Source organism: Polaribacter sp. Q13, from assembly GCF_016858305.2.
Taxonomy (GTDB): domain Bacteria; phylum Bacteroidota; class Bacteroidia; order Flavobacteriales; family Flavobacteriaceae; genus Polaribacter.
Map to the genome: position 1 here is coordinate 206368 of NZ_CP074436.1, position 15895 is coordinate 222262.

At 30.5% G+C, this 15895-nt stretch carries 17 protein-coding genes; all 17 read left to right on the plus strand.

From position 1 onward, the window contains the following. Positions 1 to 80: 80 nt before the first annotated feature. The 17 genes from JOP69_RS00930 to JOP69_RS01010 all read left to right on the plus strand — a co-directional run bounded on the left by JOP69_RS00930 (position 81) and on the right by JOP69_RS01010 (position 15863). Complete coding sequence (locus tag JOP69_RS00930) at positions 81 to 1841, plus strand: APC family permease (protein WP_203393691.1); 1761 nt, start codon at positions 81 to 83, stop codon at positions 1839 to 1841. A gap of 157 nt (positions 1842 to 1998) precedes the next feature. Beyond that, positions 1999 to 3747 carry a TrkH family potassium uptake protein gene (locus JOP69_RS00935; protein ID WP_203393692.1) on the plus strand — a complete coding sequence of 583 codons (1749 nt, stop codon included), beginning with the start codon at positions 1999 to 2001 and terminating at the stop codon, positions 3745 to 3747. A 4-nt stretch (positions 3748 to 3751) separates the two neighbouring features. Then, positions 3752 to 4435, plus strand: coding sequence for a TrkA family potassium uptake protein (locus JOP69_RS00940; RefSeq protein ID WP_203393693.1), 684 nt, complete (start codon positions 3752 to 3754; stop codon positions 4433 to 4435). Between the two features lie 42 nt (positions 4436 to 4477). Further along, positions 4478 to 5047 (plus strand): AraC family transcriptional regulator, encoded by a 570-nt coding sequence (locus tag JOP69_RS00945; RefSeq protein WP_203393694.1) that lies wholly within the window; start codon positions 4478 to 4480, stop codon positions 5045 to 5047. Between the two features lie 105 nt (positions 5048 to 5152). Next, entirely contained in the window at positions 5153 to 7366 is a 2214-nt protein-coding gene (locus tag JOP69_RS00950) for a cation-translocating P-type ATPase (protein ID WP_203393695.1), read from the plus strand. A gap of 11 nt (positions 7367 to 7377) precedes the next feature. Beyond that, complete coding sequence (locus JOP69_RS00955; RefSeq protein ID WP_203393696.1) at positions 7378 to 7590, plus strand: heavy-metal-associated domain-containing protein; 213 nt, start codon at positions 7378 to 7380, stop codon at positions 7588 to 7590. Between the two features lie 171 nt (positions 7591 to 7761). Next, a complete protein-coding gene (locus JOP69_RS00960; RefSeq protein WP_203393697.1) occupies positions 7762 to 8088 on the plus strand; it encodes a multidrug efflux SMR transporter in 327 nt (108 codons plus the stop codon). A gap of 459 nt (positions 8089 to 8547) precedes the next feature. Next, entirely contained in the window at positions 8548 to 9417 is an 870-nt protein-coding gene (locus JOP69_RS00965) for a helix-turn-helix transcriptional regulator (protein ID WP_203393698.1), read from the plus strand. A gap of 90 nt (positions 9418 to 9507) precedes the next feature. Next, the gene (locus JOP69_RS00970; RefSeq protein WP_203393699.1) at positions 9508 to 9957 is read left to right on the plus strand and encodes a MoaF N-terminal domain-containing protein; all 450 of its coding nucleotides are present in this window, start codon (positions 9508 to 9510) and stop codon (positions 9955 to 9957) included. A 198-nt stretch (positions 9958 to 10155) separates the two neighbouring features. Then, the gene (locus JOP69_RS00975) at positions 10156 to 10785 is read left to right on the plus strand and encodes an O-methyltransferase (protein ID WP_203393700.1); all 630 of its coding nucleotides are present in this window, start codon (positions 10156 to 10158) and stop codon (positions 10783 to 10785) included. 93 nt (positions 10786 to 10878) lie between these two features. Continuing rightward, a complete protein-coding gene (locus JOP69_RS00980; protein ID WP_203393701.1) occupies positions 10879 to 11076 on the plus strand; it encodes a hypothetical protein in 198 nt (65 codons plus the stop codon). Between the two features lie 4 nt (positions 11077 to 11080). Continuing rightward, positions 11081 to 11461, plus strand: a complete 381-nt coding sequence (locus JOP69_RS00985) for a nuclear transport factor 2 family protein (RefSeq protein ID WP_203393702.1) — start codon at positions 11081 to 11083, stop codon at positions 11459 to 11461. Further along, positions 11461 to 12090, plus strand: coding sequence for a ferric reductase (locus JOP69_RS00990; RefSeq protein WP_203393703.1), 630 nt, complete (start codon positions 11461 to 11463; stop codon positions 12088 to 12090). Before JOP69_RS00985 ends, JOP69_RS00990 begins: the two co-directional genes overlap by 1 nt. Before the next feature lie 5 nt (positions 12091 to 12095). After that, positions 12096 to 13244, plus strand: a complete 1149-nt coding sequence (gene egtB / locus JOP69_RS00995) for an ergothioneine biosynthesis protein EgtB (RefSeq protein ID WP_203393704.1) — start codon at positions 12096 to 12098, stop codon at positions 13242 to 13244. Between the two features lie 2 nt (positions 13245 to 13246). Continuing rightward, on the plus strand, positions 13247 to 14248 hold the full coding sequence (egtD, locus tag JOP69_RS01000; RefSeq protein ID WP_252191157.1) for an L-histidine N(alpha)-methyltransferase: 1002 nt from the start codon (positions 13247 to 13249) through the stop codon (positions 14246 to 14248). A 2-nt stretch (positions 14249 to 14250) separates the two neighbouring features. Further along, positions 14251 to 14916, plus strand: a complete 666-nt coding sequence (locus JOP69_RS01005) for an aspartate/glutamate racemase family protein (protein ID WP_203393705.1) — start codon at positions 14251 to 14253, stop codon at positions 14914 to 14916. A gap of 98 nt (positions 14917 to 15014) precedes the next feature. Further along, complete coding sequence (locus tag JOP69_RS01010; protein ID WP_203393706.1) at positions 15015 to 15863, plus strand: SDR family oxidoreductase; 849 nt, start codon at positions 15015 to 15017, stop codon at positions 15861 to 15863. Positions 15864 to 15895 lie beyond the last annotated feature (32 nt).

The following is a 15895-nucleotide window of genomic DNA, read 5'->3' on the forward strand; positions in this document are numbered from 1 at the left end:
AGTATTAATTTAGATCTTGGTTTTATAAATAAATTAAATTATAATTCAAATAAAATCTTAAATATTAAGAAGGATTTTCAATGAAAAAGCATAAAAAATTATCTGTTTTAGCATCTACAGCTATTTGTGGAAATGATATAAGTTCATCTGTTTTATATGTGTCTGCGCTAGCGATTGCTTTTGCAGGTCAATATGCTTGGGTAACCTTGCTTATTGTATCATTAGTGCTCTTTTTATTCAGGAAAATATACGGAGAAGTGGTGGGAGCATTGCCTTTAAACGGAGGTGCTTATAACGCTTTATTAAACACAACAAGTAAATCTATGGCTTCTTTTGCGGCTACATTAACCTTGTTATCTTATATGGCTACAGCAGTAATTTCTGCCAATGAAGCCATTCATTATCTGCATCATTTAATTCCTTCAATACCTATAATTATAGCCACTATTATATTACTAACTTTTTTTGGAGTACTAACCATAGGTGGAGTTTCGGAATCGGCAAAGGTTGCTATCGGAATTTTCCTTTTTCATTTAGCCTCTTTTGCACTACTAAGTGTTTTTATCATTTTCTTTTTATTAAATAGTGGTTTTGATATTTTTATAGAAAATTGGCATTTACCAACTACTGGAGGGAGTATAACAAATGCTATTTTTCTAGGTTTTGCAGCCTCCATGTTAGGGGTTTCTGGTTTTGAAAGTTCCGCCAATTTTGTAGAGGAACAAGAAAAAGGTGTTTTTCCTAAAACACTAAAAAATATGTGGATTGTAGTTAGTGTGATCAATCCTTTAGCAGCGCTGTTTGCATTGTCTTTATTTGCAATGCCGCTATTACAAAGCGATGCTTATCAAAATACATTATTAATAGAAATGGCTTCTCATGTTGGTGGTAATTGGTTGGCTATTTTAATTGCTATTGATGCCTTTTTAGTATTAAGTGGAGCGGTGCTTACTAGTTTTGTTGGGGTTTCTGGTTTGTTAGAACGTATGGCCTTAGATCGTATTTTACCTCAGTACTTTCTAAAGAAAAACAAAAAAGGTAGTTCATATCGTATTATTATTGTTTTCTTACTTTTAACAATCTCTGTTTTACTTATTACCAACGGAAACGTAAAACTTTTAGCAGGTGTTTATACCATTTCGTTTTTATCTGTAATGGCTCTTTTTGGAATTGGTAATGTTTTATTGAAAGTAAAAAGATCTAGTTTACCTCGTCCGGAAAGGGCTAGTTGGTTTGCTATTGCAGTTGCAATTACTGCTGTTATTTTTGCTTTAGTAGGTAATATTAGTATGGAACCAAAAGATGGTTTACCTAGTAACTTATCCGTGTTTTTAGAGTATTTTATTCCTTCTATTATTTTTATCAGCATTATGCTAAATAGAATTTTATTACTGAAAGTTTTACTAAAAATAATGCATTCGGTTTTCGATCCTTTTAGAAAAGCAGTATTAAATACGGATAGAAAACTACTTTCTGTCATTGATAAAATTAATTCTCAGGAGTTTGTTTTTTTTACCAAAGGAGATAATATTGCAAATTTAAACCAAGTAATGTTATATATATCTAATAATGAACATACAAAAAAGTTAAAGTTGGTGTTTGTTGCAAATAAAGATAATGTAATGCCCAAACAACTTAAGCAAGAAGTAAACTTTTTAGATAGAGAATACCCTGAAATTGCAATTGAATTTATAATTGAAGAAGGTGTTTTCTCTCCAGAATTAATTGCTAGTCTGTCTAAAAAGTGGAAAATTCCTATTAATTTTATGTTTATTGGTTCTCCTGGAGATCGTTTTCCTTATAAAATTGAAGAATTGGGTGGTGTACGTTTAATTATCTAAGCGAATAATAAATGATATTGATAAAAATAGCAGAACGAAAATACGTTTTAGATATTAATAGCTAATATTTTTTTAGAATTTTGTAATGCAAGGAATTACTAAAAAAAACTAATAAAAAGTTAAGAAGAATATTAATAATGAAGACTACTTTTACCGAATGAATTTTGTTCTCAAAAAAATATATAAAACGGCATTTTGGGCAAGCGTTTTAGGATTGTTTGCTTTTATATTTCATTTTGGTTTTGATCAAACTATTTTTGTACAACAACTTATAGATGGGTTTTATTTTATCGTAATTGCATTGGGCTTAATGTCTACTTTTGTACGTTATTTTGAAAGACCTCATCTCTTAAAAAGAAATGTAGCGGTATTTGATTTTCTTTCGGTGGTGTATTCTTTATGCATCTTTTACATGTATTTGTTTGTTGGAGAATCTTTTCAGACAGATTTAGTTTTAGACAACCCAATGTGGCTTGTTTTAGCCGTTATTTTATCATTTATTAGAGAATTTTCTGAACTTAAATTAAATTTAAACAGAATTTATTTAAATCCTGCTCAGTTATTTATTTTAAGTTTTTTAACCATTATTTTTCTAGGCTCATTATTATTGATGATGCCAAAGGCCACTTACAATGGTTTATCTTTTATTGATGCCTTATTTACGTCTGCAAGTGCTGTTTGTGTAACAGGTTTAGCCGTGGTTAATACAGGAACTTATTTTACTATTTTCGGACAATCTATTATTCTTATTCTTATTCAAATAGGTGGTTTGGGAATTTTAACTTTTGCCAGTTATTTTAGTTACTTTTTTAAAGGAGGAAGTACTTATGAAAATCAATTGACATTAACTGAAATGACAAATTCGCAAAGAATTGGAGGGGTTTTTAATACTTTAAAAAACATTATTGTAATTACTGCAACGGTAGAGTTAATTGCTGCCTTGCTTATTTATGTCTCTTTAGGAGATAAATTAGTAACCAATTTTGTAGACAAATTGTTTTTCTCCATATTTCATGCTATTTCTGCTTTTTGTAATGCTGGTTTTTCTACATTAAGTAATAGTATTTATGAAGTTGGTTTTCGTTTTAATTACCCGTTACAATTGGTTATAATTGCAACGTTTTTTATGGGGAGTTTAGGGTTTCCTATTGTTGTAAATCTTTTAAAATATTTAAAACATGTAATTCTAAATTTTTTTAGATTTCAAACATACAGAAAAGCTTATAAACCTTGGGTATTAAAAATTAATAGTCGAATTAATTTAATTACCACCTTTTCTCTTACAGGTATTGCATTTATACTTTTCTTTATTATAGAATATCATAATACGTTAGAAGAACATTCTCTTTTCGGGAAAATGGTAAATGCCTTATTTATAGCAACAACGCCTAGAACAGCCGGTTTTAACTCCGTAGATATGAATGCACTAGCATCTCCAACAATAATGATTACATTTTTATTAATGTGGATTGGGGCTTCACCTGCATCCACCGGAGGTGGTATTAAAACAAGTACTTTTGCCATTGCAATTTTAAATATATTAAGTTTAGCAAAAGGAAAAAATAGGATAGAAGTATACAGAAGAGAAATTGCTGATATTTCTGTTAAAAGAGCATTTGCAACCATTGCGCTTTCCTTATTTGTAATAGGTTCTGGAATTATGCTTATCACCATGTTTAATCCCGAATTAGGGTTATTAAAGATCGCTTTCGAAAGTTTTTCTGCCTATAGTACCGTGGGGTTAAGTTTAGGAATTACGGCTAGCTTTGGTATTGCTAGTAAATTAGTTATAATTGCCATTATGTTTATTGGAAGAGTAAGTATGCTTTCTATAATGGTAGCAGTTTTCAAAAAAATTAAACATAAAAATTATCGCTATCCAAGCGAAGAAATAACAATAAACTAAAATTATGAAGTATATTATTGTAGGATTAGGAAATTTTGGAGCGCCGTTAGCAGAAAAATTAACCACACAAGGAAATGAGGTTATAGGGATAGATAACAATATGGCCAAAGTAGAATTGTATAAAGAAAGAATATCTCATACTATTTGTATGGATTCTACGGATGAATCTACTGTTTCTGGTTTGCCTTTAAGCGATACTGATGTTGTTATTATTGCCTTTGGAGAAGACCAAGGTGCCAATGTAATGACCACGGCATTGTTTAAAAATTTGCAAGTAAAACGATTAATTAGTAGAGCAATTAATCCTTTACATGAAAAAGTTTTAAATGCTATTGGTATAGAAGAAATTGTGCATCCAGAAGAAGAATCTGCAGAGCGATGGGCAAAAAAATTATGTTTAACAAATGTGGTAGATTCTTTTGAGTTAAGTGCAGATTTTAGTATTATAGAAGTAAATATTCCTACAAGATACATTGGTAGCACTATTAGGGAAATTCAGCTACGTAGAAAATATAATATTTTAGCCTTAACCACCATTAAAAAAACAAAAGTAAGAAGTATTGTAGGACGTTCTAGAAATGAAGAACAAGTACAAGGTGTGATTGCTCCAGATACCGTTCTCGATGAAAATGATATTTTAGTAATTTATGGAGCTAATAAAGATTTAAGAAACTTTACAAACGAATAAAAGAATTCTCAAAAAGATTCAATTGATTTTTAAAATTTTAAAATGAACACAAACGTTATTTACATTAAAAACATGGTTTGCCCACGTTGTATAGACGTGGTAAAAGAAATTAGTGAAGATTTAAAAATATCTGTTAAGGATATTCAATTGGGTAAATTAGAAAGTAATTCAGAAATAAATGATACGCTAAAAGCAGTATTGAGTAAGCGATTAAAAGAAAGAGGTTTTGAGTTGTTAGAAGATAAGAATCAAAAAATTATAACTCAAATTAAAGCGCTAATCGTAGCGCAAATTCATCATTCTAAAGAACCTTTAATCATTAATTTTTCTGATTTTATTGCGGATAAATTACAACATGAATACGCTTCACTTAGCAAACTTTTTTCTTCTGTAGAAGGAATTACTATTGAGAAATTTATTTTAAAACAAAAAATAGAGCACGTAAAAGAACTCCTTTTTTACAAAGAATATACACTGTCAGAAATTGCCATTCAAATGAATTATAGCAGTGTGGCACACCTTTCTGCTCAGTTTAAAAAAGAAACAGGAATGTCTCCTTCTCAGTTTAAAAAAATAAAAGATCCCAAGCATCAATCGTTAGACGCTTTTTAAAGTTAAAAATCGACATATCATAATTATATAAATGATTGTAGAAATTGTGTAACATTTTATGCAAATAGTAACTGTAATTTTGTGGTACAATAAATTGATGATAGCATGAAAGAACAATATAAAGTAGCTGGAATGACTTGTGCTTCGTGTGCAATCAGTATAGAATCGTATCTAAAACCACAGAAAGGTATTTTGGAAGTTGCTGTAAACTATCCAAATCAATCGGTAACCATAAAGTACGATGAAAGTACTATTTCACTTGAAACAATTTCTAAAAAAGTAAAGGAAATAGGTTTCAAATTAATTACAGGAAATAGCAAAGACACTAAAAAGGAGTTTGAAATATTAGAGAAGAATAGGTTGAGTTCTCTTAAAAAGAAGTTGATTTTCGCGGCCATATTTTCGATACCAGTTTTTATGATGTCTATGTTTCTTAAAGGGAAAATACCTTATGAAAACTGGATTATGATGGCACTTGCGTTACCAGTTTTATTTTATAGTGGATCAGAATTTTATACGATTGCTTGGAAAAGATTAAAGAAGTTTTCCACAAATATGGATACACTTGTGGCATTAAGTACCGGAATTGCATTTTTATTCAGTGTTTTTAATACGCTGAATCCACAGTATTTTTTAAGCAAAGGACTTACGCCTCATGTGTATTTCGAATCGGCAGTAATTATTATAACCTTAATTTTATTAGGACGTTTTTTTGAAGAGAAAGCAAAAAGCAAAACATCTTCAGCCATTAAAAAATTAATGGGTTTACAACCTAAAAAAGTAACTGCCATTCGAAATGGAGAAGAAAAAGTAATTACATATGATGAAATTTTAAAAGGAGAACTCATTATCTTAAAACCAGGAGATAAAATACCTGTAGACGGAAAAGTAAAAAAAGGAGTTTCTTTTATTGATGAAAGCATGATTTCTGGAGAACCGATTCCTGTTGAAAAAATAAAAGGAAGCAAAGTGTTTGCAGGCACCATCAATCAAAAAGGTTCGTTAAGAATTATTGCCAATAAAATTGGCGATGAAACCTTACTTTCTCAAATTATTAAATTAGTAGAAGAAGCACAATCTAGTAAACCAGCCATTCAAAAAATGGCAGATAAAATTGCAGGAATTTTTGTTCCGGTTGTAATTAGTTTAGCATTAATTACGGCTGTTTTATGGTATTTCTTAGGTCCGGAACCTTCATTAACCTACGCATTATTAACGCCCATTACGGTTTTAATAATTGCTTGTCCGTGTGCGTTAGGCTTGGCAACCCCAACAGCTTTAATGGTAGGTATTGGAAAAGGAGCACAGCAAGGAATTTTAATTAAAGATGCACAAGCGCTAGAAACAGCGTATAAAATTGATACTTTAATTTTAGACAAAACGGGTACTATAACAGAAGGAAAACCAAAAGTAACCGATTTAATTTGGGATACTAAAGTAGCATCTACCGAACTAGAAAAAGTGGTTTTGGCTATAGAAACACAATCAGAACATCCTATTGCAGATGCAATTGTAGCACATTTAAAAGTATTACAGACAGAAACTGTGGGTATTGATTCTTTTTTAAGTATTACAGGTTTAGGAGCGGAAGCAAAGTTTAAGGATGAGCATTATCATATAGGAAATGAAAGTTTAATGCTTCAAAAGGATATTACAATTCCGATTGCTTTAAATACAAAAGCAAACGAATTAAAAGTAGAAGCTAAAACGGTAGTATATGTTGCGCATCAATATAAAGTAGTAGGTGTTATTGCAGTGGCCGATAAAGTAAAAGAAACAACGTTTGCAGCCATTCAAAAATTACAGCAAATGAGTATCGATATTCATATGCTTACTGGTGATAATGAACAAACTGCAAAAGCCATTTCCAACAAAGTTGGGATAAAAAACTATCAAGCCAATGTAATGCCTGCAGACAAAGGTGCTTTTGTTAAAGAGCTACAAGCACAAGGTAAAATTGTAGCGATGGCAGGAGATGGTATAAACGATTCTCATGCTTTGGCGCAAGCAGATGTAGGTATTGCTATGGGAAGCGGAACAGATATTGCCATGGAAAGTGCCGGAATTACTTTAATGCATTCCGATTTAAAACAAATTTCTAAAGCCATTCAATTGTCTAAAGAAACCATGAAAACCATCAAACAGAACTTATTTTGGGCATTTATTTATAACATTATTGCAATACCAATTGCGGCAGGAGCGTTATATCCTATCAATGGTTTTTTATTAAACCCAATGATTGCGGGTGCAGCCATGTCTATGAGTTCCATTTCTGTACTCTCTAACAGTTTAAGATTAAAGAATAAAAAATTAAATTAAAAATAAAAATTATGACAACCGTAAAATACAAAACAAATATTCATTGTGGTAGCTGTATTAAATCTGTAACACCTGTGCTAAACGATCTAGATAACCTAGATTTTTGGAAAGTAGATTTAGAACATGATGATAAAATTTTAGAGGTAAAATTAGATGATGAAGATAAAGATAGCGTTATAAAGGCTGTTAAAAGTGCTGGTTTTGAAATTGAAGAAATTCAATAAAAAAGTAGTTAGTACGTATAGTACGTTTTTCTAAAAATTAAATAGTAATAAAGCTCAAAATACTATAAATTGGTATTTTGAGCTTTTGCCTTTTATAATGTTTATTAGAGAGCAAAAGGTTCGCTTTTTGTAATCGTAATCATCAAATTTAAAAAAAACAAAAAATTAAATATGAATTGGATATTATTAATTATTGCCGGACTTTTTGAAGTCGCTTTTGCTACTTGTTTAGGAAAAGCCAAAGAAAGCACGGGTACAGAAGCTACATTTTGGTATGTAGGTTTTTTAGCCTGTTTGTCTTTAAGTATGGTTTTACTTGTAAAGGCAACGCAAGAATTACCAATTGGAACGGCATACGCAGTTTGGACAGGAGTAGGAGCAATAGGAACCGTACTTGTGGGAATCTTCATTTTTAAAGAACCTGCTACTTTTTGGCGTTTGTTTTTTATTTCGACTTTAATAATTTCTATTGTTGGCTTGAAAGTAGTTTCTAATTAAATGAAATATACCCAATCTTTCTATAGCTTCTTTTTTTGCTATATAACAAAATTTTAGCTAAATGAAGGGTAAAGAGATTGTTACGGTTTACAAAATAATATTTAAAAGGTACACAAATTTTCTGTTGTTCGTTAAAGTTATCAAGCTAGTCTAGCCTTTATTGCAACGGCATCCTTTTTAGAGGTAGGAAAAAAAGATATAGTCTTTCGACTTCACTCAAGATAAATTCCAAGTAGGAAATAGCTTCAAAAACAGGTTTTAATTAATCTTTAAATTGATTAAAGTATTCTGTGGATATAATTTTAGAAGCTGATTTGAAAAATTAAATGTTTTGTATTTTGACTTTTAGTCTTAAAAAACTAACTTCGTTAGAGTATATTAACAATTTGAAACCATAAAATAGGAATTTGTAATTTTACTTTTGCAAATCTTGTTTATTTAAAATATTAAAGTAATCGTTTGAAAAACATTCCAAACATAGCCTTTCAAGGAAAAGATCGTAAAAGCATTTTTGAGCTTTTAAACTTATCAGATTTATTTGAAAGGTTAGATAGCATTGAAGATCATGAACCAAGGCAACCACATAGAATTGCATTTTTTGCCTTGCTAATTGTTACAAAGGGAACTGGCACTCATCAGATAGATTTAAAGGATTATAAGGTTGAAGAAGGTACAGTTCTTAAAATAGCGAAAGGGCAAGTGCATTCTTTTCAAAGAAATGCAACATACCAAGGTTTTTTAATAATTTTTACAGAAGAGTTTCTGATGAATTATTTCTCTAAATCTTCTATTAATTTAATTTCTAATTTATACAATTACCATTTGTCTTCTCCTGTATTTAAAAATAAAATAGACAATGAGATTCTAATACATCAACTGCAATCGGAAATTGCACTAGAGAATAGTTTTGCGCATCGTAATATTATGGCGGCGTTTCTAGATTTGTATTTATTAAAGTTAGAACGTAAATCTCCTGATAATTACATTCCAAAAAACAAGTCGAAACAGTTTTATACTTTTGATCAGTTTAAAAGTTTGGTAGAGAATAATTTTACAAAAACCAGAAATGTAAAAGACTACGCCAATTTATTATTTATTTCTACCAAAACGTTAAATAGTGCCGTAAAAGAATTTACCTTAAACACGGCTAAAAACTTTATTGATGATTATGTTGTCTTAGAAATAAAGCGAGATATGATGAGTACCAACAAAAGCTTAAAAGAAATTGCATTTGATACTGGCTTTGATGAGGTTACTAATTTTACAAAGTTTTTTAAAAAGAAAATGAAGGTAAGTCCGAAAGAATTTAAAAATCAGCAGTTTTTTTAATTCCTATATTTACCATTATTACCTTAAGATTTACCTTTCTCATAAAAGAGTTTTATAGCAACTTTGTATTAAATTTAAAACTCAAAAAAGATGAAAGCAAAATTAATTACTTTATTATGTCTTGCACTATTTACAGTAGGACTTGGTTTTTCACAAAATGAACCAAAAGCAGAAAATAACTTCCAGTTTGGACAAGCTGAGCACCTTTTAGACGGGTATTCTTTTAATTTTCAATATCAAAATGGTGCTGGATTGCACATGGAATTTAAAGATGGAAAAGCAAAGTATCAATGGGTTGCTGGACCAAATAAAGGAAATGGAAACGAGGACATTCCATACAGGTCAACAAAACTTGGAAACGACATGTATTTAGTGAATTGGCACGAAATAGGTTTAAAAGATTATTTAACCATTGTTTTTGATTTTGATAAAATGGTAATGCACAGTTCTATTATAGTTGGTTATCAAAATAAACCAGAAAGAACTTTAAGAACAGTGTTTACAAGTGGTATTATAGATCATTTAAAAAGACCTGAATAAGTTTCAGAATAATAGAAGCAATTACTTCTTATCAATATATCTAATCTGATAAATTCCATTTGGTGTTTATCAGATTTTTTTTGCATTATAGAATTTCGTTTAATTTCTTAGGGGTCATATTTACCATTTTTAAGTATCTTTTGATAAAAACAATTGTATGGAATCTTATCAAATTTGCAGTACTAAATAACTAAACCTATGATAATTGAACAATCGAATAAAATAAACGTGATACTAAATCAATTATTTAATGATTCAAAGAACGATCAATTTAAAATAATGAAAGGTTTGGCAAAAAGTGCTTTTAGATCAATTCAACCTATAGATTTTAAAGATGTTTATTTGTCCATATCAAAAGAACAAGGAACAGAATTAGTAGCACTTATTAAAGAAAACAACTTAAAAAATATTGTTGAATTCGGCACATCTTTCGGGATTTCTACTCTTTTCTTAGCACAAGGAATACTTGAAACGAAGGGTAAAATTATTACAACAGAATTAATTGAATCTAAAGCAAAAAGAGCCACCGATAACTTTAAAAACGCAGGTGTTTTAAACCTTTTAGATGTAAGAATTGGTAATGCAATGGAAACCTTAAAAGGGCATGATGAACCTATAGATTTATTATTTTTAGATGGTTGGAAGGATTTGTATTTACCATTATTCAATATGCTTGCACCTAACTTTCATAAGCAAACAATTATTTATGTTGATAATGCAAATATGGCAGCATCTAAAGCGTTTTTAAAAGTAATTGCTGAAACCGATACATATGAATTAGAATCTAAATTTGGAGGAAAAGTAGTCTTAATATCAATAAAGGAATAACAACACATTTCTCATATTTACCATAGAGAACCCTAGATTTACCTTTTATAATTAAGAGATAATTAGACCTTTGTAAACTATAAAACAAATATTATGAGTCAAGTAGCAATTTGCCCAACATGTGGCAGCAATTCAAAAATAAAAGAAAAAGAAGGAAATACTATTTATACGGCAGTAAAAGATGATGAAGCCTTCAAAAAAATAGGTCAGTTGAAAAAAGCGATGGAGAAATTTAAGCTAAAAGCAGAAACTTTAGAAAAAGAATTAGTTGCTTTAAAAGCAAATCTATAGCACTATGAATATAGAGGAAAATAAAAAGAATGCTATTGCTTTTTACAAAATGGCTTATGAAGGGAATCCTACAAAAGCTGTTGCGTTATATGTAGGTGAAAATTATATTCAACACAACCCAATGGTAGGAGATGGACCGCAAGCTTTTATTGATTATTTTGATAGAATGCAAAAGGAATTTCCGGTTAAAACGATTGAGTTTGTAAGAGCAATATCCGAAGGAGATTTGGTTGCCTTACACACCTATCAAGAATGGCCAGACAACGATAATTATGTGACCATGGATTTTTTTAGGTTTGATAAAAACGGTAAAATAGTAGAACATTGGGACAGCATTCAACAAGTACCAAAAGAAGCTTTGAACAATAATACCATGTACAAATAATGAAAGCAATAAAAAAGAATTACGGTTGGGTAATTGTTGCTATTCTAGCACTATTACCAATGCTTGTAATCATCAATATGTTTGATCTAGATCTGTCTAATGGATTTTCTCTTTCTTTGATAGAAGGCAAAGGCGCTGACGGAAAAACGACTTTAGAAATGTTGTATCATGTTTCTGGTGAGTTTGCCATCCGTTGGATGACGGCCGTATTAACATTAACTCCGGTTTTTATCATTTTTGGTGTAATGAACCTATTTGTCCGTCAGGCAATGGGAATTGCAACAGCTGTTTGGAGTTTTCTGTATTTTATTATTTTTATTTGGGCAGAAGGGTTTTTAGAAACTTTTACACAAGTTAATTATGTAGCCGGTTTTGTGGCAATATTAATATTAATTCCGTTGTTTTTTACTTCTAACAGAAAGTCGATGAAGTACCTAAAATCGAAATGGAAAAAATTACAAAGTTATGCGTATGCGGCTATTTTCTTAAGCTTATTACACGTAGCTATTTTAGACAAAACATGGCTTATTTATGCCATAGTTGTTGGTATCGGTTTTATCATAAGAATTCCTTTTATCAAAAATAAGTTTATTACTAATAGACAAATTAGAAAAAGAGCTAAACTTTAAATAAAATGAAATTAGCAGAAAAATACAAACAAGTAAGATTAAAAACGACCACTTTTTGTAATCATCTAAATATAGAAGATTATGCTATTCAAGTAGTGCTATTTGCCAGCCCCCCAAAATGGCATTTAGCACATACTACTTGGTTTTTTGAAACCTTTATTTTAAAAGAATACGTAGCGGAGTACACCGAATTTAATGCGGATTTCAACTTTCTGTTTAATAGTTATTACAACAATGTTGGTACTAGAATATTACAAGCAAACAGAGGTAATATGTCTCGGCCAAGTACCAATGAAATCTATGAATATCGTGCGTATGTAGATGCCAAAATGATTGCTTTTTTAAAGGATCTTTCTGACGAAAAAATAATAGATTTGGTTACTTTGGGGTTAAACCATGAGGAACAACATCAAGAATTATTAGTAACTGATGTGAAGTATATGTTAGGTCACAATCCTATTTTTCCAGTTTTTAATAGTGAGTACAATCTAGTAAAAGATAAAAATACTACAACAAAAAGCATACAAATAATTGCTGGAATTTACGAAATTGGATACCAAGGAACAGACTTTTGTTACGATAATGAATTGGGCGTTCACAAAGTATATCTAGATGATTTTGAAATTGATAATCATTTGGTAACCAATGGCGATTTTATAGAATTTATGGAATCTGGCGCCTATTCAGATTTTAATCTATGGTTAGATGAAGGTTGGTCTTGGGTGAATAAAAACAAAATTAATTCTCCTTTATATTGGCATAAAATTGATGGAGAATGGCATTCTTACACGCTTGCAGGTATACAAAAAGTAGATACAGCTGCTATTTTGAGTCATATTAATTATTACGAAGCCAATGCTTTTGCAGAATGGAAAGGAATGCGACTACCCACCGAATTTGAATGGGAAATTGCAGCCCAAAAATTAGATTGGGGAAAACGTTGGGAATGGACAAATAGTGCCTACTTGCCTTACCCAAGATTTAAAAAAGAAAATGGAGCGGTTGGAGAATACAATGGAAAATTTATGAGCAATAAAATGGTATTGAGAGGTGCATCGGTAGCAACTTCTCAAGATCATAGCAGACCAACGTATCGTAACTTTTTTAACCCTACCGAAAGGTGGCAATTTACAGGAATTAGATTAGCAAAATAAATATGATTGAAATCGTTAAAAAGAAAGATAAAAAAGGACTTGCAAGCAGTTTAGAGATCAATGAAACCTTTAGAAATGATGTTGAAAAAGGTTTTCTAAGCAATCCAAAAACGCTTTCTTCAAAGTATTTTTATGATAAAAAAGGCGATGCCCTTTTTGTAGAAATAATGAATTTGCCTGAGTATTATTTAACACGTAGCGAATTAGATATATTCAAAAATAAAACGAAAGATTTAATAGATAGTTTTAAAATGCAAGTCGATTCTTATTTTGAATTGATAGAATTAGGCGCTGGAGATGGATTAAAAACAAAAGAACTATTAAAAAGTTTAACTACGCAAAATTACAATTTCGATTATTTTCCTATTGATATTTCTTCGAATGCTTTAGGTCAGTTGAAACAAGATTTAAATACTGAAATACCAAACTTGTCTGTAAAAACACAACAAGGAGATTATTTTGAAGTTTTAGATTCCTTGAAAAAGAGCAAACAGCCAAAAGTTATCTTGTTTTTGGGTTCTAATATTGGGAATATGACCGATGAACAGGCTGCAAAATTTATCTATAAACTAGGCGCAAATTTAAATCCGGGTGATAAATTGTTATTAGGCGTAGATTTGATAAAATCGAAAGAAATTGTGCTTCCGGCTTATGATGACAGCAAAGGAATAACTGCGGCGTTTAATTTGAATTTATTAGATAGAATCAACAATGAATTGGGTGGTGATTTTAACCTTAATCAATTTGAACATCAGCCAGAATATGACGAAAAAGAAGGCATTGCAAAGAGTTATATAGTTAGTACAGAAAATCAAACTGTAACCATTAAATCTATCGGTACATCTTATAGTTTTACCAAAGGAGAAAAAATTCATACGGAAATATCTAGAAAATATAATGATGAATTGATTCAACAAATTATAGCGAATACAGATTTTAGTATCGACACGAAAATTATGGATAGCAAAGCCTATTTTGCAGATTATATTTTAACTAGAAATTAAAAATGAGTAAAACGCAACTTGCCATATTAGGATTAGGAAGCAGATCTACTTTATATTATTTAGAGCAACTAAATAAGGTGTATAATGCAAAAAACGGAGGATTTAGTACTTGTCCGTTTTTTTTATTAAACACAGATTTTGATACCATAAATCCGCTTTTACCAAATACTTCAGTGCAATTAGATGCTGTTTTACAAGGCTATTTAGATCAAATTGAAGCCTTAGACGTTGCAGAATTATTAATTCCGAATATTACATTGCATGAAACGATAGACCGTTTAGAACTTCAGAAAAACATCTTACATCCGTTGCCTTTATCAGTTTTAAAAATAAAAGAAATTGATGCTAAAAAAGTCGTGCTTTTTGGTTCTTTACATTCCATGAAATCCAGTTATATCCGTTCTTATTTAGAATTAAATTCAATTGAAGTCCTGCTTCCAAGTTCAGAAGATATGGTGTTTATAGATGAGGTTAGAAAGCATATTTATAATACTACGGAAACCAAAGAAATCATCAATAAATACCATCAATTGATTAAAAAATACAGCGAAAATTATCCTGTGGTTCTTGGTTGTACAGAATTGTCAATCTTAAAACCTACAGACCAAAGAAATATTATAGATATGGCGGAACTTCAAATAGCAGCAGCGGTAAAAAACATTTTATAAAAGCTAACTTTTACCATTTTTAGTCGAAGATGTATCTATCGATTAATAAGTAACATTCGGATATTTGTAGTCTAAAATAAACCTATTAAAAAGATATTATGAAAATAGCAGTAACATCAGCAAGCGGAAAATTAGGAGCATCGATTGTAAGACACTTAATTAAAGCGATAGGAAAAGAAAATGTAATAGGAATTGCTCGTACACCTGAAAAAGCAGCCTATTTAGATGTAGAAATTAGAAAAGGAGATTATAACAATCGAGAAGATTTTGAAAAGGCATTGCAAGGAGTAGATGCAGTTCTTTTAGTTTCTGGAATGGATGATCCGAAGAAAAGAATTATACAACATAGAAATGTAATTGAAGCAGCTAAAAGCAACGGCGTTCAAAAAATAGTGTACACAAGTATTGTTGGTGCAGAAGAAAACAATGCATTTAGCCCTATTGTGCAAACAAATAGACAAACAGAAAAAGACGTTATCAATTCTGGTTTGGATTGGGTTATTGGAAGAAACGGTATTTACATTGAACCGGATTTAGAATATATTGATACCTATGTGAAAGATGGTGAAATAAGAAATTGTGCAGGTGAAGGTAAATGTATGTATACAAGCAGAGAAGAATTAGGTTTTGCCTACTCAAAAATGCTTTTAGAAGAAAAACACAATGGTAGTACCTACAATTTAGTTGGAGAAGCAATTACTCAAAGTGAATTAGCTGCTTTAATAAACCAGGTTTATGAAACTAATTTAACCTATAATGCTGTTTCTGTTGATGCTTATGCCGCTGAACGAAAAGCAGCATTGGGCGATTTTATAGGAACTGTAATTGCCGGAATTTACGAAGGCATAAAAGAAGGGGCAAATGAGGTTCCTTCAGATTTTGAAAAAGCGACAGGTAGATTGCATCAATCTCCTTTAGAAATGATAAAAACTTTTAAAGGAATGTAGAATAAGATAAAAGTAAGTAATCTGTTGTTATA

Bases quoted from the DNA above. Each gene is read 5' to 3' on its own strand.
- JOP69_RS00930 (WP_203393691.1), top strand. From the start codon at position 81: ATGAAAAAGCATAAAAAATTATCTGTTTTAGCATCTACAGCTATTTGT.
- JOP69_RS00935 (WP_203393692.1), top strand. From the start codon at position 1,999: ATGAATTTTGTTCTCAAAAAAATATATAAAACGGCATTTTGGGCAAGC.
- JOP69_RS00940 (WP_203393693.1), top strand. From the start codon at position 3,752: ATGAAGTATATTATTGTAGGATTAGGAAATTTTGGAGCGCCGTTAGCA.
- JOP69_RS00945 (WP_203393694.1), top strand. From the start codon at position 4,478: ATGAACACAAACGTTATTTACATTAAAAACATGGTTTGCCCACGTTGT.
- JOP69_RS00950 (WP_203393695.1), top strand. From the start codon at position 5,153: ATGAAAGAACAATATAAAGTAGCTGGAATGACTTGTGCTTCGTGTGCA.
- JOP69_RS00955 (WP_203393696.1), top strand. From the start codon at position 7,378: ATGACAACCGTAAAATACAAAACAAATATTCATTGTGGTAGCTGTATT.
- JOP69_RS00960 (WP_203393697.1), top strand. From the start codon at position 7,762: ATGAATTGGATATTATTAATTATTGCCGGACTTTTTGAAGTCGCTTTT.
- JOP69_RS00970 (WP_203393699.1), top strand. From the start codon at position 9,508: ATGAAAGCAAAATTAATTACTTTATTATGTCTTGCACTATTTACAGTA.
- JOP69_RS00975 (WP_203393700.1), top strand. From the start codon at position 10,156: ATGATAATTGAACAATCGAATAAAATAAACGTGATACTAAATCAATTA.
- JOP69_RS00980 (WP_203393701.1), top strand. From the start codon at position 10,879: ATGAGTCAAGTAGCAATTTGCCCAACATGTGGCAGCAATTCAAAAATA.
- JOP69_RS00985 (WP_203393702.1), top strand. From the start codon at position 11,081: ATGAATATAGAGGAAAATAAAAAGAATGCTATTGCTTTTTACAAAATG.
- JOP69_RS00990 (WP_203393703.1), top strand. From the start codon at position 11,461: ATGAAAGCAATAAAAAAGAATTACGGTTGGGTAATTGTTGCTATTCTA.
- egtB (WP_203393704.1), top strand. From the start codon at position 12,096: ATGAAATTAGCAGAAAAATACAAACAAGTAAGATTAAAAACGACCACT.
- egtD (WP_252191157.1), top strand. From the start codon at position 13,247: ATGATTGAAATCGTTAAAAAGAAAGATAAAAAAGGACTTGCAAGCAGT.
- JOP69_RS01005 (WP_203393705.1), top strand. From the start codon at position 14,251: ATGAGTAAAACGCAACTTGCCATATTAGGATTAGGAAGCAGATCTACT.
- JOP69_RS01010 (WP_203393706.1), top strand. From the start codon at position 15,015: ATGAAAATAGCAGTAACATCAGCAAGCGGAAAATTAGGAGCATCGATT.